This window comes from Agromyces protaetiae (assembly GCF_030866785.1).
In the GTDB taxonomy this organism is placed as follows: domain Bacteria; phylum Actinomycetota; class Actinomycetes; order Actinomycetales; family Microbacteriaceae; genus Agromyces; species Agromyces silvae.
Genome location: NZ_CP133018.1, coordinates 3,880,422 through 3,894,254 on the forward strand (window position 1 = coordinate 3,880,422; position 13,833 = coordinate 3,894,254).

General features: G+C 68.4%; 11 protein-coding genes. 2 read left to right on the forward strand and 9 right to left on the reverse strand.

Annotated features, from left to right (window positions below; all coding sequences use genetic code 11):
- Window positions 1–50 precede the first annotated feature (50 nt).
- From QU602_RS17745 to QU602_RS17785, 9 genes are all read right to left on the reverse strand, one after another.
- On the reverse strand, window positions 51–2,528 hold the full coding sequence (locus QU602_RS17745) for a GcvT family protein (protein WP_308797774.1): 2,478 nt from the start codon (window positions 2,526–2,528) through the stop codon (window positions 51–53).
- Window positions 2,529–2,568: 40 nt separating this feature from the next.
- Window positions 2,569–3,438, reverse strand: coding sequence for a formyltetrahydrofolate deformylase (purU, locus tag QU602_RS17750; RefSeq protein WP_308797775.1), 870 nt, complete (start codon window positions 3,436–3,438; stop codon window positions 2,569–2,571).
- Window positions 3,435–4,799 carry a flavin monoamine oxidase family protein gene (locus QU602_RS17755; RefSeq protein ID WP_308797776.1) on the reverse strand — a complete coding sequence of 455 codons (1,365 nt, stop codon included), beginning with the start codon at window positions 4,797–4,799 and terminating at the stop codon, window positions 3,435–3,437. The genes purU and QU602_RS17755 overlap by 4 nt, the downstream gene beginning before the upstream one ends.
- Before the next feature lie 30 nt (window positions 4,800–4,829).
- Entirely contained in the window at window positions 4,830–6,116 is a 1,287-nt protein-coding gene (locus QU602_RS17760) for a flavin monoamine oxidase family protein (protein ID WP_308797777.1), read from the reverse strand.
- Between the two features lie 60 nt (window positions 6,117–6,176).
- Window positions 6,177–7,358 (reverse strand): ABC transporter ATP-binding protein, encoded by a 1,182-nt coding sequence (locus QU602_RS17765; RefSeq protein WP_308797778.1) that lies wholly within the window; start codon window positions 7,356–7,358, stop codon window positions 6,177–6,179.
- On the reverse strand, window positions 7,355–8,146 hold the full coding sequence (locus tag QU602_RS17770) for an ABC transporter permease (protein ID WP_308797779.1): 792 nt from the start codon (window positions 8,144–8,146) through the stop codon (window positions 7,355–7,357). The genes QU602_RS17765 and QU602_RS17770 overlap by 4 nt, the downstream gene beginning before the upstream one ends.
- The gene (locus tag QU602_RS17775) at window positions 8,143–9,051 is read right to left on the reverse strand and encodes an ABC transporter permease (protein ID WP_308797780.1); all 909 of its coding nucleotides are present in this window, start codon (window positions 9,049–9,051) and stop codon (window positions 8,143–8,145) included. The genes QU602_RS17770 and QU602_RS17775 overlap by 4 nt, the downstream gene beginning before the upstream one ends.
- A 10-nt stretch (window positions 9,052–9,061) precedes the next feature.
- Entirely contained in the window at window positions 9,062–10,144 is a 1,083-nt protein-coding gene (locus QU602_RS17780; protein ID WP_308797781.1) for an extracellular solute-binding protein, read from the reverse strand.
- Between the two features lie 245 nt (window positions 10,145–10,389).
- A complete protein-coding gene (locus QU602_RS17785) occupies window positions 10,390–11,814 on the reverse strand; it encodes a PucR family transcriptional regulator (protein ID WP_308797782.1) in 1,425 nt (474 codons plus the stop codon).
- 110 nt (window positions 11,815–11,924) lie between these two features.
- Here QU602_RS17785 and QU602_RS17790 point away from each other — a divergent pair, with 110 nt between their 5' ends.
- Both QU602_RS17790 and QU602_RS17795 read left to right on the forward strand, forming a co-directional pair.
- Entirely contained in the window at window positions 11,925–13,142 is a 1,218-nt protein-coding gene (locus QU602_RS17790; RefSeq protein ID WP_308797783.1) for a flavin monoamine oxidase family protein, read from the forward strand.
- A complete protein-coding gene (locus QU602_RS17795) occupies window positions 13,139–13,768 on the forward strand; it encodes a dimethylsulfonioproprionate lyase family protein (RefSeq protein ID WP_308797784.1) in 630 nt (209 codons plus the stop codon). Before QU602_RS17790 ends, QU602_RS17795 begins: the two co-directional genes overlap by 4 nt.
- Window positions 13,769–13,833 lie beyond the last annotated feature (65 nt).

The following is a 13,833-nucleotide window of genomic DNA, read 5'->3' on the forward strand; positions in this document are numbered from 1 at the left end:
GCAGCGCGCTTCCCACTGCGATCTGAGCGCAGCGCGCACCGGCGGTGCGCTCACCCCTTCAGGCGCGTCCCGCGGGGGTCGTAGAACGGCTCCTGCGAGATCACCGCTGGCACCTCCCTGCCTGCGCAATCGACCGTGAACTCCGCGTCATCGGGGACATCCGCATCGATGTAGCCGATGCCGCACGCGCGACCGACGGTGTACCCGTAGGCGCCGCTGGTCACCCGTCCGACCACACGCCCCCCACTCAGAATGCTCTCGTCGTGGAAGAGGTCGGCATCGGGGTCCTCGAGTGCGAGGTAGACGGCGCGACGGGTGAGCGCTTCCGGCGTTCGGCGCTTCAGCGCCTCGCGCCCGACGAAATCCGCGGTCTTCTTGGTCGAGACCGTGAATCCGAGGCCGGCCTCGAACGGGTCATCCACCGGGCCGATGTCATGGCCCAGATGCCGGTACCCTTTCTCGATCCGCAGCGAGTCCAGAGCGTGATAGCCGGCATGGCGCAATCCGAGATCCGCACCTGCCGCAACGATCGCGTCGTACACGTTGACGGCGAGGTCTGCCGGCGGGTAGAGCTCGTAGCCCAGTTCCCCGACGAAGCTCACGCGGAGGGCCCAGGCATATCCGTCGGCGATCTCCACGCGACGGGCATGGGTGTATCGCTGCGCGTCGTTGGACCAGTCCTCGGGCGAGATCCGCTCCAACAACGCTCGGCTCAGCGGGCCCATCACGGCGAGCGTCGCGTATCCGGCCGTGGCATCGAACACCGCCGCGGCTGTGCCTCGGGCGAGCCGTTGCAACATGCCGATCGTCTTCCACTGCGTGGCCGCAGGCGTGATGACCCAGAACCGTTCGGCATCGAGACGCACGACCGTGCCGTCGAGCTCGATGCCACCGCTGCCGTTGAGCATCAGGGTGTATCGCACGCGTCCGACCGCGAGGTCGACGTCGGCGGTGCAGAACCGCTGCAGCACCGCCAGGGCATCCGGCCCCGCGACTTCGACCTTCGTGAAGGAGCTCAGATCGAACAGAGCGACCCGCTCGCGCGCCGCGAGGTGTTCCTCGCCGACGGCCTCGAACCAGTTCTGTCGGCCGTAGCGATAGTCGTAGCGGGGGGTCGTCCCGGCGGGCGCGAACCAATTCGCTCGTTCCCAGCCGACCGCTTCACCGAAGCCGGCGTTCGCGGCGACGAGGCGCTCGTGAAGTGGTGTCCGGCGGATGCCCCGCGCCGTGACGGGTTGCAGATGCGGCCAATGCATCGCATAGAGGCGGCCGAGCGCCTCCTCGGTCCGTGCGTGCAGATAGCGGCGATTGCTCTGCATCTCCGAGAACCTCCTGACGTCGACCGAAGACGCGTCGAAGGTGGGCGAGCCGCGGACGATCCATTCAGCCAGGGCCTTCCCGGCGCCCGGCGCGAAGATGATGCCCTGGGAGTTGAAGCCCGCCGCGACGAACAGGTTCGCGACTTCCGCGGACTCGCCGAGGCAGAAGTTGCCGTCGGGCGTGAACGATTCGGGAGCGTTGAGGAATCGGTCGTAGGCGACCCCGTGCAGGGTGGGCACCCGCTGTTCCGCATGCTGACGCACCCCGTCGAAGTGCGGCCAATCCGCCGGGAACTCGGCGAAGCCACTCGTGTCGATCTCCTGGACCGACCTGGGGATCCCTTCGGGCTCGAATGCCCCGACGAGCAGTCGGCCGTGCTCGTGACGGACGTAGAGGTATCCGTCCATGTCCCGCAGGACCGGAAGACCGGATACCGCACCCTCCATAGGCTCGGTGCGCACGTGCACGTGCTCGGCGGCATAGAGGGGGAGGTTCACGCCACAGGATGCAGCGAGGTCACGACCCCAGAGACCCGCGGCGATGACCACACGGTCGCACGCGATCTCACGGTCCGACGTGGCGACGCCGGTGACCACGCCGTCCACGACACGGATCCCGGTGACCTCGACGCCTTCGACGATCGAGACCCCGCGCTCGTGCGCGAGCTTTGCGAACGCGAGTGCCGCGTGGCCGGGATTGAGATGTCCGTCTTCAGGAAGGTGGAGCGCACCCACGAGCCCTTCGGCGGTCGCCAGCGGCCAGAGTTCAGTGACCTCGAGCGGCGTCAGGAGCTTCGCCGCCACCCCGAGTTGCCGGGCAAGCGCTTCCATGTAGCGCAGCTCGTCCATCCGGCCGTCGGTTCGAGCCAGCATGATGGACCCGCATTGGTTGAACGACACGTCCATGCCGGATTCCGCTGCGAGCGTCGCGTACCTCGCGACGCTGTAGCGGGCGAGCTCGGCCATCGCGTGGCTGCTCCGAAGGCTGGATACGAGTCCGGCGGCGTGCCAGGATGTCCCGCTTCCGAGCACTGCGCGTTCGAGGACGACGATGTCGGACTCGCCGAGCTCCGCGAGATGGAGCGCGACGCTCGTGCCGATGATGCCACCACCGATGACGACCGTGCGGGCCCGCTCCGGGAGCGACGGCTCGGCGCCGGAGGGCCGGAAGATCGAGGCGGACAGGTTCTTGTCGACGAGACGTTCCAATTGCGGGTCCTTGCGTGAGATGAGTTCGGAGAACCAGACGTCAGCGCAGCACGATCGTGCTGCCGCCGTTGAGCAGAACGCGGCCCTGGGCATGCCACTGGACGGCACGGGCGAGCGCCAGCGCCTCGGCGTCTCGACCCGCGACGGTGAGCTGCTCGACGCTGGTGGCGTGGTCGACGCGGATGACTTGCTGCTCGATGATCGGCCCCTCGTCGAGGTCGGCGGTCACGTAGTGCGCGGTCGCACCGACCAGCTTCACGCCGCGGGCGTGCGCCTGGTGGTAGGGCTTCGCGCCCTTGAAGCTCGGCAGGAACGAGTGGTGGATGTTGATCGCACGTCCGGCGAGTCGACGGCACAGGTCGTCGGACAGCACTTGCATGTACCGGGCGAGCACGACGAGCTCGATCTCCCGGTCGTCGACGAGGTCGGCGAGTGCGGCCTCGGCGGCCGGCTTGGTGTCCGGCGTGACGGGGAGGTGCACGAACTCGACCCCGTAGCTTTCGACGAGCGGCTGGAGATCGCGGTGGTTGGAGACCACCACGGGCACGTCGATCGAGAGGTGCCCCGACCGCCACCGGAACAGGAGGTCGTTGAGGCAGTGGTCGAACTTCGACACGAGGATCGCCACGCGGGTTCTCGCGCCCGTGTCGGCCAGCGTCCACTGCATGGAGAGCGAGTCGGCGAGCGGCTCGAACTCCGCGCGAAGCTCCTGGAGCGATCGGAGCCCCTGCGGGAGCCTGACCTCCACTCGCATGAAGAACCGCCCGCTGTCCGGGTCGCCGTATTGCTGGCTCTCGGCGATGTCGCCGCCGCGAGCGAGGAAATACCCCGTGACCGCGTGCACGATCCCGGGCCGGTCGGGGCAGGTGAGCGTCAGGGTGATCCGTGCGGGGTGGGTGTCGATCGTCATGTCGTGGTCCTCTCGTGACCTCGGTCGGAACGCGCGCGGGCGTCCCGTGCATCGGCGAGGACGGCCGCCGCGGCCGCGCGGCCGGTACGCACCGCACCTTCCATGTAGCCGCACACCCATTGGTCGGATCCGCAGACGTAGAAGGGGGGTTCGTGGGTCGCGTGGAGCGGGCCGACCCGCATGACGTCACCGGGACGCCACGCGGTGATGTATCCCTGGGTCCACGGATCGAGGCCCCACCGGCGGATGAACAGGTCGGTGGGGTTCAGTGCCGCCGACCCGAACGCTCGAGCGAAGTCCTGCAGGAGTTCGCCCCGGACGTGTTCCGCGGGCGATGCCTCGAACACACCGTGTCGCTCGGGAGGCACGAGTGCGGAGAGCACGCCGTCGCGTTGCGACCAGGTGCCGCCGACCAGGCCGTGTTCGAGGTACGAGGAGCCGTTCTGCCCCTGCCCCTCCCAGAAGGAGCCGTCGTAGACCGCGACGACCTTGCTCACCTTCGCGTGACGTTGCGCCCGCAGTGACGCGAGCCGCCGGTCGGAGACGCCGTCGATGTGCAGATCGCGGAGAGGTCCGGCCGGCAGACTCGAGACCACCGCGTCGCTCTCGTAGCGCTCGCCGTCGCGAGTCGTGACGGCGCACGACGACGGACGGATCCGGATGCTCCGGACCGGGCTGTCGTAATGAATGCTCGATGCCATCCGCTCGGCGAGTCGTGCAGGCACGGTGGCCGACCCCTCTCGCACGCGCAGGCTCTCCCAGGCCACGTAGTCGTAGAACCGTGGTGTGGGCACGGTCGCCTCCTTGCGGAGGTCCGCGAGCAGCGACGTCCGCTCCGGGGATTCGGCGGCGAGCGCGAGCATCGCGAGGGAGCGTGCGCGGATGACGTTCGGCGTGGCACCTTGGGCGCGCAGCCAGTCGGCGACGGAGGTCCGGTCGAGGGCCGCCGCGTCGGGGTGGGACCACGGATCGTCCGGGTCGACGCTCGCCGCGAGCTTCCCGAACTCGTGCTCGCACCTGAGGTAGAGGTCGCGCTCGGCGACCGTGAGCCACCCGAAGTCGTCCCCGATGAATCGCTGCTCGGCGAGTACGTGGGTGTCCTCACCCGGGAGGTCGGTGAACGAGTTCTCGAGCGTCAATCCCAGCTCGTCCACGAGGGCGCGATAGGCGACGTGGTGCGGGCCGATCACCTCGCCCCCGAGTTGGACCCGTCGCCCGTCGGTGAGGGTGTGCTGTGCGACCCGCCCGCCGGGGCGGCCGCGTGCTTCGAGGACGACGACGTCGGCGCCGGCGGCGCGGAGGTCGGCCGCGGCGGCCAGCCCCGAGAGTCCAGCTCCGATGATGACGACATCACAACGCATGGGTGCTTCCTTCGTTCAGCTGAGAGAGAGTCAGGGCGTCAGCTTCTCAAGCAGCTGGGTCGCGGCGATACGGCCGGTCTTGACGGCACCTTCCATCCCGCCGACGAACGCGCCGCTCGTGTCTGCCCCGGAGATGGCGACGCGACCGACGACGCGTTGGGCGAAGGCCTCGTTCATCTCCGGGTCCCATCCGACGCCCCAGTTCGGGTACGAGCCGCGGCTCCACTCCTCGGTGCGCCAGTCGGTGATCACGATGTCGGGCGCTTCGGGGAAGGTGCATCCGGGCAGGACCGCGCTCACGCGGGCCTGCGCGACCTCGGGGCCGCCTTCGAGCACGCGGTCGATGACCGGATCGGTCCCGAAGAATGCGGTGACCGCGGACTCGCTCGCGAGCTCGTTCGACGCGCTCGCCCACGTGCACGCCGTCCACCACTCGGTCGGTTCGGCGGCGCACTCGGGCCGGCCCGGTGTCTCGAGCGCGAAGTTGGCCATCGCGCTCGCGCCCATGACCAGCGTGTCGATGGCACGGCGCATCTGCAGCGGAAGCGCGAACCCGAGCTTGAGCTCGCGGAGCAAGGGCAGCGGCAGCGCGATGATCGCGCCATCGCCGTGCACGGTGGATCCGTCGGCGAGTTCGAACGTCACGCTGTCGGCGTCCTGCGTCACGTTGACGACCGGAGACCCCAGTCGAACGGCGTCGCCGAGTCGGCGTGCCAGCTCTGTCGCCGGTCGCTGGTTTCCACCGTGGATCCGCGACGCATGCTCCACGATGCCCGGGTCGAACGCGCCATCCTCCGCATGCTCGTCGCTCCCCCATACGGACCCGAAGTACTGCGCGACGAATCCGTTCGCGCTGAGCCGATCGAGCGGCACGCTCAGCGCCGCGGTCGTATTGAGGTAGGTGGGGTGCGTTCGGTAGTCCTGTCCGACGACCGCCTCGAACGCCGCATCGAGCGACTCGTCGCCGTCGCCGTTCGCGATCCGCGCGTGCGCGCGGGCGCCCAGCGCCTCGTACAGCCAGCTCACCTCGTCGACGGTGTGGTGCTCGTCGAGCCCGACCTCCCAGCGTCCGACGGGGAAGCCGATGCCGATCATCTCGATCTCGAGCTCAGCGCAGAGACCACGAAGCGCATGGTCTTCCGATCGGATGGTGAGCGCACCGTGATCGACGATGACCCCGTTGGCGAGGGGGGTGGAGTAGGTACGGCCTCCGACTCGGTCGCGGGCATCGAAGACGACGACCTCGTGGCCGGCCTCCTTCAGACGCCAGGCGGAGTGCAGACCGGACAGACCGGCGCCGGCGATGAGGATCTTCATGTGCAGCTCTCCTTCGGAGTGAGCGGGGAGTGAGCGGGGAGCGCGGGATGGCACACGGGTTCAGGTGGCGGGATCCGATGCGCCGCCGTCGTCGGCGAGCAGGATCCCATCGGCGGTCTTCCACGACATCTGAGCCGCCGCCCCAGGCGAGACGTGGCTGGCATCGCTACCGAGCCGGACCGTGCCGGCGGTGCCGTCAGGGAGACGTACGGTCACTCGTCGCGTGGCCCCGAGGTACGTCACGTCCTCGATGGTCACGGGCAGACGCTCCCGATCTGCCGTCTCGGGTCCGCGTTCGGCGTCCAAGGTGAGATTCTCCGGCCGGATCAGCAGCGCCGCCCGCCCCGATCGCACGCCGGGTGCGCGCACTCGGTGCGACCCGACCTCAACGGTGCTCGTCGCCGGTGTCGAGGGCGTGGCGTCGCCGACGAGCACGGTCGACTCACCCAGGAACCGGCCGACGAACAGCGTCTCGGGACGCTCGTAGAGGGTCTCCGCCGCGCCCACCTGCTCGATGCGTCCTTGGTTGAAGACCGCGATGCGGTCCGACATCGACAGCGCCTCCTCCTGGTCGTGGGTCACGTAGACGAACGTGGATCCGACCTCGCGGTGGATGCGCGTGATCTCGGCCTGCAACCACTCCCGCAGCTTGCGGTCGAGCGCGCCGAGCGGCTCATCCATCAGCAGGACGCGAGGCTCGTAGACCAGTGCGCGCGCCAGCGCGACGCGCTGCTGCTGCCCGCCGGAGAGCTCAGACGGATAGCGGTCGCCATACGACGACATCCGCACCATCTCCATCGCGCCGTCGACCAGCGCACGTTGCCGCATCTTGCCGATCCGTCGACGTTTGAGCGGGTATGCGATGTTCTCGGCAACCGTCTGGTGCGGGAAGAGGGCGTAGTTCTGGAACACCATGCCGATGTCGCGCTTGTGCGGCGGAAGCTTCGCGACGGGACGGCCGTAGATGTGCAGCAGCCCCGACGTGATGCCGGTGAAGCCGGCGATCATGTTGAGGGTGGTCGTCTTCCCAGAGCCCGACGGCCCCAGGAACGTCATGAACTCGCCGGGTTCGATCACGAGATCGATGTGATCGACGACGGTGTCGGACCCATACGTCTTCGTCACGTCGCGGAGACTGATCCCCGCGTCGCCGATCTGCTCGATGGCGGTGGTGTCGAGGTCGAGCGTTCTGAGCTCGTTCTCGTGTTCGGCGGCGATTCCGGGTCCGCTCGGTGAACTCATGACGTCGCTCGCTTTCTCTTGCGCTTCCGGGTGGCGAGTTGGGCGCCGAGCATGATGACGATCGAGGTCAGCATCGTGATCACGGCGACCGCCGCCACCGTCGGGTCGTTCGTCTGCGTGACGCTGTTGAAGATCTTCACGGGCAGCGTCTGCAGCGTCGGGCTTTGGATGAACAGCGACAGGATCACCTCGTCGAACGAGGTGACGAACGCGAAGAGCGCCCCGGCGGTGACCCCGGGCACGATCAGCGGGAGCGTGACGGTGAAGAACGCGGTGACGCGATTTGCGCCCAGGCTCGCGGCGGCATGCTCCAGGCGTGGATCGATCCCCTGGAGTGAAGCGAGGACATTGGTGATGACGAGCGGCAGCGACACGACCGTGTGCGCCAGGACGAATCCCACCAGGCTTCCGAGCAACCCGAACCTGAGGAACACCGAATACAGCCCGACCGCGAGGACGATGCCCGGGACGATGAGCGGGAGCAGGAAGTACCCCTCGAGGACGCTCTTCCCGCGGAACCGCACCTTCGACAGCCCCAGCGCCGCGAGCACGCCGATGCTCGTCGCCACGATCGTGGTGAGTACCGCGACCTGCAGGGATGCGGCGAGCGAACGCAGCCACGAGGCATCCGTGAAGAAGTTCTCGTACCACTGGAGCGACCACCCCTGTGGAGGGAAATTGAACGAGGACACCGAGTTGAACGACATCGGCACGATGACGAGGGTGGGCAGGATGAGCCACGCGACGATGATGATCGCGAAGACGCCCAACGTTCGCTTCAGGGTCATGAGCGGTCCATCCCGGGGAAGAGGCTGGCGCCCTTCGAGAAGCGACTGAGCACGACGAGGATGAGGATCGTGACGAGCAGCAGGAAGATGCCGAGCGCCGTGCCGTACCCCCACATCAGGAAGGCGCTGATCTGCTGCTGGATGAGCGCCGAGATCATGATCTCTTTCGATGAGCCGAGCAGTGCGGGGATGATGTAGAAGCCCAACCCCAGGATGAACACGGTCACCGACCCCGCGAAGATGCCCGCTCGCGAGAGCGGCAGGTACACCGTGAAGAATGCGGTGATCGGCCGGGCGCCGAGATTCGCCGCCGCCGGCAGCAGCGTGCGGTCGATCTTCGCCATCGCGGAGTACAGCGGAAGGACCATGAACGGCAGTAGCACCTGCGCCATGCCGAGCGCGACCCCGAACGTGGTCCGGATGAGCGGGACGGGCCCGATACCGATCGCCTGGAGGAAGCCGTTGATGGGTCCGGTGTCCTGAAGGAGGACGAGCCAGGCGAGGGTGCGGACGAGGATGCTCGTCCAGAGCGGCAGCATGACGCACAGCTGCAGGACGTTCCGGGTCCGGTCACTGACGATGGTCATCAGGTAGGCGTACGGGTACGCGAGCAGGAGACAGACGAGCGTCACGACGAACGCCGTGCCGAAGGTGCGCGCGGTGACGATGAGGTTCGTCTCGTTCGTCAGCAGCCAGACATAGTTCTGCAGGCCCGGTTGCGGGTCGGTGAGCGAGCGGACGAGGACGTCGAAGAGCGGGACGACGAAGAACAGCAGGACCGCGGCGAACGCGGGCACCAGGAGCAGAAGTGGGCGCCAGTTGCGAGGCGCCCGCTTCTGCCCGCTGGGTTCGTCTCCGTCACTGAGCACGTTCGCCGCAGCGATGGAGCCGAGTTGGGTGGTCATGCTCGAGTGCTCAGTTTCCGGTCGTCCAGTCGGCCCATGCCGCGTTCAGCGCGTCGTAGTGCTCGATCCAGAAGTCGAGGTCTGAGGCGTGCCCGGTGTCGAGCCGGTCCGTCGTCAGCCATTCCTGCAGGAGATCGTCGACCTCCGGGTCCGCGTTGACGTTGACCGGGCTGTACGACGTCAGCTCCGTCGCGCGAGCCTGCTGCTCAGCGCCGAGGAAGACGTTGATCGCGGCGTGCGCGGCCTGCGGATCCTTCACGCCCTTCGGGATGGCGAGCGAGTCCACCAGGACGATCCAGTCCTCCCACATCGGGGCGACCGGCGCGCCCGCAGCAGCGGCGCCGTAGCCTCGTCCGGACCAGACCAGGCCCATGACCGCCTCGCCGCTCTCGAGCTGTTGCTGCGCCTGCGCACCCGTGGTCCAGGTGATGAGATCGTCACCCAGATCCTTGTAGAGGTCGAGGCCGGTGGGGATGTCCTCGGGCGTGATGTCGGCCGGGTCCTTGCCCTGGGCCAGGAACCCGAACTCGATCATCTCCTGCGAGGGGTACGTGGACTGGCCGACGGTCCGCTTGCCCGGGAACTTCTCCGTGTCGAAGAAGTCCGCGGCGCTCGTCGGTGGATTCTCACCGAAGGCGTCGGTGTTGTACGCGACGACGAGTCCGTACAGGATGTTCGGCACCATGCAGTCGTCGGTGATGGTGCCCTCGGGAACGTTGGAGACATCCAGCAGGGAGTAGTCGATCTCCTCGTAGAGCTCGCCGCAGCCCTCAGCGGTGTCGAGGTTTCCGGTGATGACGAGGTCCCACTGCGATGACCCGCTTTCGACCATCGCCTTGAGCTTTCCGGTGTCGAACGCGTCCTGGAGGAACGTGGCGCCGGACTGCGTGGCGAACGGGTCCCAGATCGCCTCGGCCTGGCCGTCTTGGAGGATGCCACCGGAGCCGGCGTAGGTGAGGGTGACTCCCGAGAGCACGCCCTCGGCGATCTCGCCCGCGACCGGCGTGCCCAGATCGCGCTCTTCCGGCGGCGTCGCGGGTTCCGTCCCCGCACAGCCGGCGAGGAGTGCGATCGTCGCTGGGATCGCGAGCACGCTCGCCAGCCGACGCGGATGATTCCTGTCTGATCTCATGGCTTCTCGCTCCGTCGTGATGGGTGTCCGGTGCGAGGCGAGTCGTCCGATACGTGAATCGGACGTGGCTTCGGCGCCGGGGTTGCCGATCATTGTTCAGCGGAAGACGGCGGGCACGGCGTGCTCGTTTGGCCCAAACGGAGTCCGAAGATTAGCCAGATGTCGAACATCGCGCCCACGCGGTCGGGCAGTCCGGGCGGGCGGGCTCAGCCCTCTGGCCAGCCGACCCGGTCGGCGGCCTCGAGCGCGATCCACAGCATCGCCGTCCCGGCCGACGTGGTCGGATCGAGGCCGCTGATCTTCGCCACTGAGCGCAACCGGTACATGAGCGTGTGCCGATGGATGTGCAGCTCCGCCGCGGCCTTAGCGGCGGACCGATCACGTCGCAGGTAGGTCCGAACGGTGTCGAGCAACGTCGCGTCGTGGGCGCGGTCGTGCGCGAGCAACGGCGACAAATAGTGCTCGGCGATGAGCCGGCACTCGTCGGGCGCGGTCGGGACGATGGCGGTGACGGCGGCGGGCGCGAAGACCCGGGGGGCGCCGGGGCGCGCCGACGCCAGGGCCATCTTCGCCTGTCGTGCAGCGTGCTGCGGCGGGTTCAGCGAGGAGATGGGTTCACTCACACCGATCTTGGCGCCCTCGCCGAGGCGCTGCCGCAGATCCGACTGCACCCGGGGATCGGACGCGCAGAACAGGATGAACGTCTCGTCCTGCCACGCCCCGAGCAGGGGTGCTCCCCACAGCGCCGGGGCGGCGGACCGGTCGACGCCGTTCGTCTCCCACTGCACGGCGGCCGCGACCATCTGGCCGGCGCGCACGTGCCCCCGTTCCTCGAGCGCGTCGGCCAGCGCTGCGTCAGATCGCACCCCGTTGATGACGTCTTCCACGACGTAGCGCGCCGCCGCTGACGCTGCCCGGTGGTCCCTGGCGTGCTGCTGAAGCTCCAGGACGACGATCGTGGAGAAACTGTGCTCGAGCGCCGGGTCGATTCGCGCGCCGTCTCGCGTCCTCAACCGGAGCTCGGCCCGGAACGGGGTCATCGGCGGCTTCAACGTCAGGATCGTCGTCGACTCGTCGAACGACGTGATCGAATCCGTCCCGGCGATTCGGAGACCTGCATCGTCGAACAGCTCGAAGTCGAGCGCGACACTTCGACAGAGACTCCGGAGCCGCTCGTCGAGCGATTCGGTGCGCGACAACGACGTCGAGTAGGTGTCGAACACCCGATGCACCGCGGCCATCCGGCGTCCCTCGCGACGCAACGTATCGTCGATGACCCGCCTGGCGAGGTCGACGAACTTCAGGTCGAAGCTCGCCGCGAGCACGGGGAAGGATGCCTCGTCCGCGATCGACACGGCTGCGGCGCCGAGCTCGTGGACGCCGGGGCGGGGAGCGACCACCAACCCGCTCACCCCCGACGTGATCACCGCACTGAGCCATTCACGCTGGTCTGCGGGCGGGGGAATGCCGGGCCCCGTCGTCAGGAGGAGGTCGCCCGGGCCGACCCAGTTCCACGGGTCTTCGAGGTCGACGACGTGCACCCACGACACGGGGCGGATTCCTCCCGCACGGCCTGCCAGGTAGGACAGGCCGAACGAACGGTCGGCGACCAGTGAGTCGACATCGAGCATGAGGCCTCCAGGTTGGCCGTTTGTCCAGCGACGCGTGGGACGTTTGTCGCATTGTCGCATGAGCCTGCGTGCTGTCCGCCCGAGAGGATGGGAGCCATGGGAGGTGTGCGATGAAGGTGACCGTGATCGGCGCAGGACTCTCCGGCCTGGCAGCGGCAGATGCGCTGACCGCCGCCGGCGTGGATGTCGTGGTCCTCGAGGCCCGCAACCGCGTCGGAGGACGGACCTGGTCGCAGCCCATCGGCGACGGCCTGATCGCCGAGCGCGGTGCGGAGTTCATCTTCGCGACCGACCACGCGCTGCGCGGCCTCGCTGCGCGGTTCGAAGTCCCGGTGATCTCTCACGGCGTTCGCTTCGCGCGCCGGAGCAACATGGGGCGCTACGTGTCGGCCGCCGAGCTCGATCACACGATGGACCGGCTGCGACGCACGCTCGAGCGTCTCGAAGCCGACGAGGCACCTGAGGTCTCGTTCGAAGCCCTCGGACGCGAAGCGCTCGGCGCGTCCTTCGAAGCTGACCCCGTCTATCTCCGCCTCGCGACCTCGCTCGCCGCGAACCCCGCGGCGGCGAGCGCCGCGAGTGTGCTCCACGAGTATCCGCCGGGGACCCATCTCGGACACGAGGGCCACCTCTTCGGCGGCAACCAGGCCTTGAGCCTCGCGATCGCGGCTCAGCTTCCGACTCGAGTCCGGTTCGACTCGCCCGTCGTCGCGATCGAACAGGATCGGCGCGGCGCCCTCACCACCGTCTCGGACGGCACCGAAGTCGCGAGCGACGCGGTGATCCTGACGGTGCCGTTGCCGATCCTCTCGACCATCGAGTTCGGCTTCGAACTTCCCGCGACCCTGACGGATGCCCTCTCACGGCGCGGGATGGGCGTCGCCGCAAAGATGAGTTTCGAACTGCCCGAGGGGCACGTCCGCGACACGGCGCAGCAGCATCCCGGCGCCACCTGGTGGACGTGGCAATCCCTCGCGCCCGACGCCGAACATCGGGCGGCGATGCTCACCGGCTTCGCCGGCGGACCCGCGACCCTCGACGGTCTCGACACCGCATCCGGCCCGGACACCTGGCTGTCCCTCCTCGATGTCAGCCCGCCCGACGGGCATGACGCGCTCCTGACCGACTGGAGAGCAGATCCGTGGACGTTGGGCGCCTACTCGTTCGCGGGCCTGCACTGGCGTGCCGATGATCTCATCGCGCTCCAGGCGCCGGTCGGCCGAATGGCCCTCGCGGGCGAACACACCGGGCTCGAGCAGACCATGAACGGGGCCGTGGTGAGCGGCACTCGCGCGGCATCGGCCGTCCTTCGACAGCTGGACCGGTGAACGCGGCTGCGCCGAATGCGCGCGCCCTCGTCGAGGCTGTGTCGCTCTCGCTTCGACAGGTGGTCACCACGCCGTCGATGGCGTGGGCGCACGAGCGCGTCTTCGGCACGGGGGCGCTCACGTTCTCCGAGACGGCGGAGGTCAGCGCGCATCGGCAGCCGGCGTGCGACTTCCTCGCGGAGAGCTTCGCGCGGCTCGATGACGTGCTCCGCCAGGGCACCGCCGACGCTCGTCTCCACCAGATCGCATTGCTCTTGCGAGCGCTCGAACCCCGCCTGCACTGGACACTCGGAGACCTGGAGTCGGAGCTCTCGGACCCGCTGACGCAGAACTACGCCGAGGCCGCCGTCGTGGGCCCGAACGCATCGGTCACCTGCGACACCGTCGAGGTCAGAATCCTCGTCATGGGCCCGCACAGCACGTATCCCGAGCATTCCCACGCACTCGAATCGCTCACGCTCGTGCTCTCGGAAGGCGAATGGCGGCGCGCACGAGGGGCGTGGTTCCGGCCCGGAACAGGCGGCGTCGCGTGGAATCCGGGAGGCATCACCCACGCCATGCGCACACACCGCGAGCCGATGCTGGCGATCCGGTGCCTCGGCCTGCCTGCGCCCTTCAGCGGGTAGACCTCGTGGTGCCAAGGCGTGTCACCGCGGTTCCGACGTCCGCGATGCCCGCCTCGAGGCGATGA

What these genes read in the sequence shown, in the direction of transcription:
- purU (WP_308797775.1), bottom strand. Translation starts at nt 3,438, where the DNA reads ATGACGATCGACACCCACCCCGCACGGATCACCCTGACGCTCACCTGC.
- QU602_RS17755 (WP_308797776.1), bottom strand. Translation starts at nt 4,799, where the DNA reads ATGCGTTGTGATGTCGTCATCATCGGAGCTGGACTCTCGGGGCTGGCC.
- QU602_RS17760 (WP_308797777.1), bottom strand. Translation starts at nt 6,116, where the DNA reads ATGAAGATCCTCATCGCCGGCGCCGGTCTGTCCGGTCTGCACTCCGCC.
- QU602_RS17775 (WP_308797780.1), bottom strand. Translation starts at nt 9,051, where the DNA reads ATGACCACCCAACTCGGCTCCATCGCTGCGGCGAACGTGCTCAGTGAC.
- QU602_RS17790 (WP_308797783.1), top strand. Translation starts at nt 11,925, where the DNA reads ATGAAGGTGACCGTGATCGGCGCAGGACTCTCCGGCCTGGCAGCGGCA.
- QU602_RS17785 (WP_308797782.1), bottom strand. Translation starts at nt 11,814, where the DNA reads ATGCTCGATGTCGACTCACTGGTCGCCGACCGTTCGTTCGGCCTGTCC.
- QU602_RS17770 (WP_308797779.1), bottom strand. Translation starts at nt 8,146, where the DNA reads ATGACCCTGAAGCGAACGTTGGGCGTCTTCGCGATCATCATCGTCGCG.
- QU602_RS17765 (WP_308797778.1), bottom strand. Translation starts at nt 7,358, where the DNA reads ATGAGTTCACCGAGCGGACCCGGAATCGCCGCCGAACACGAGAACGAG.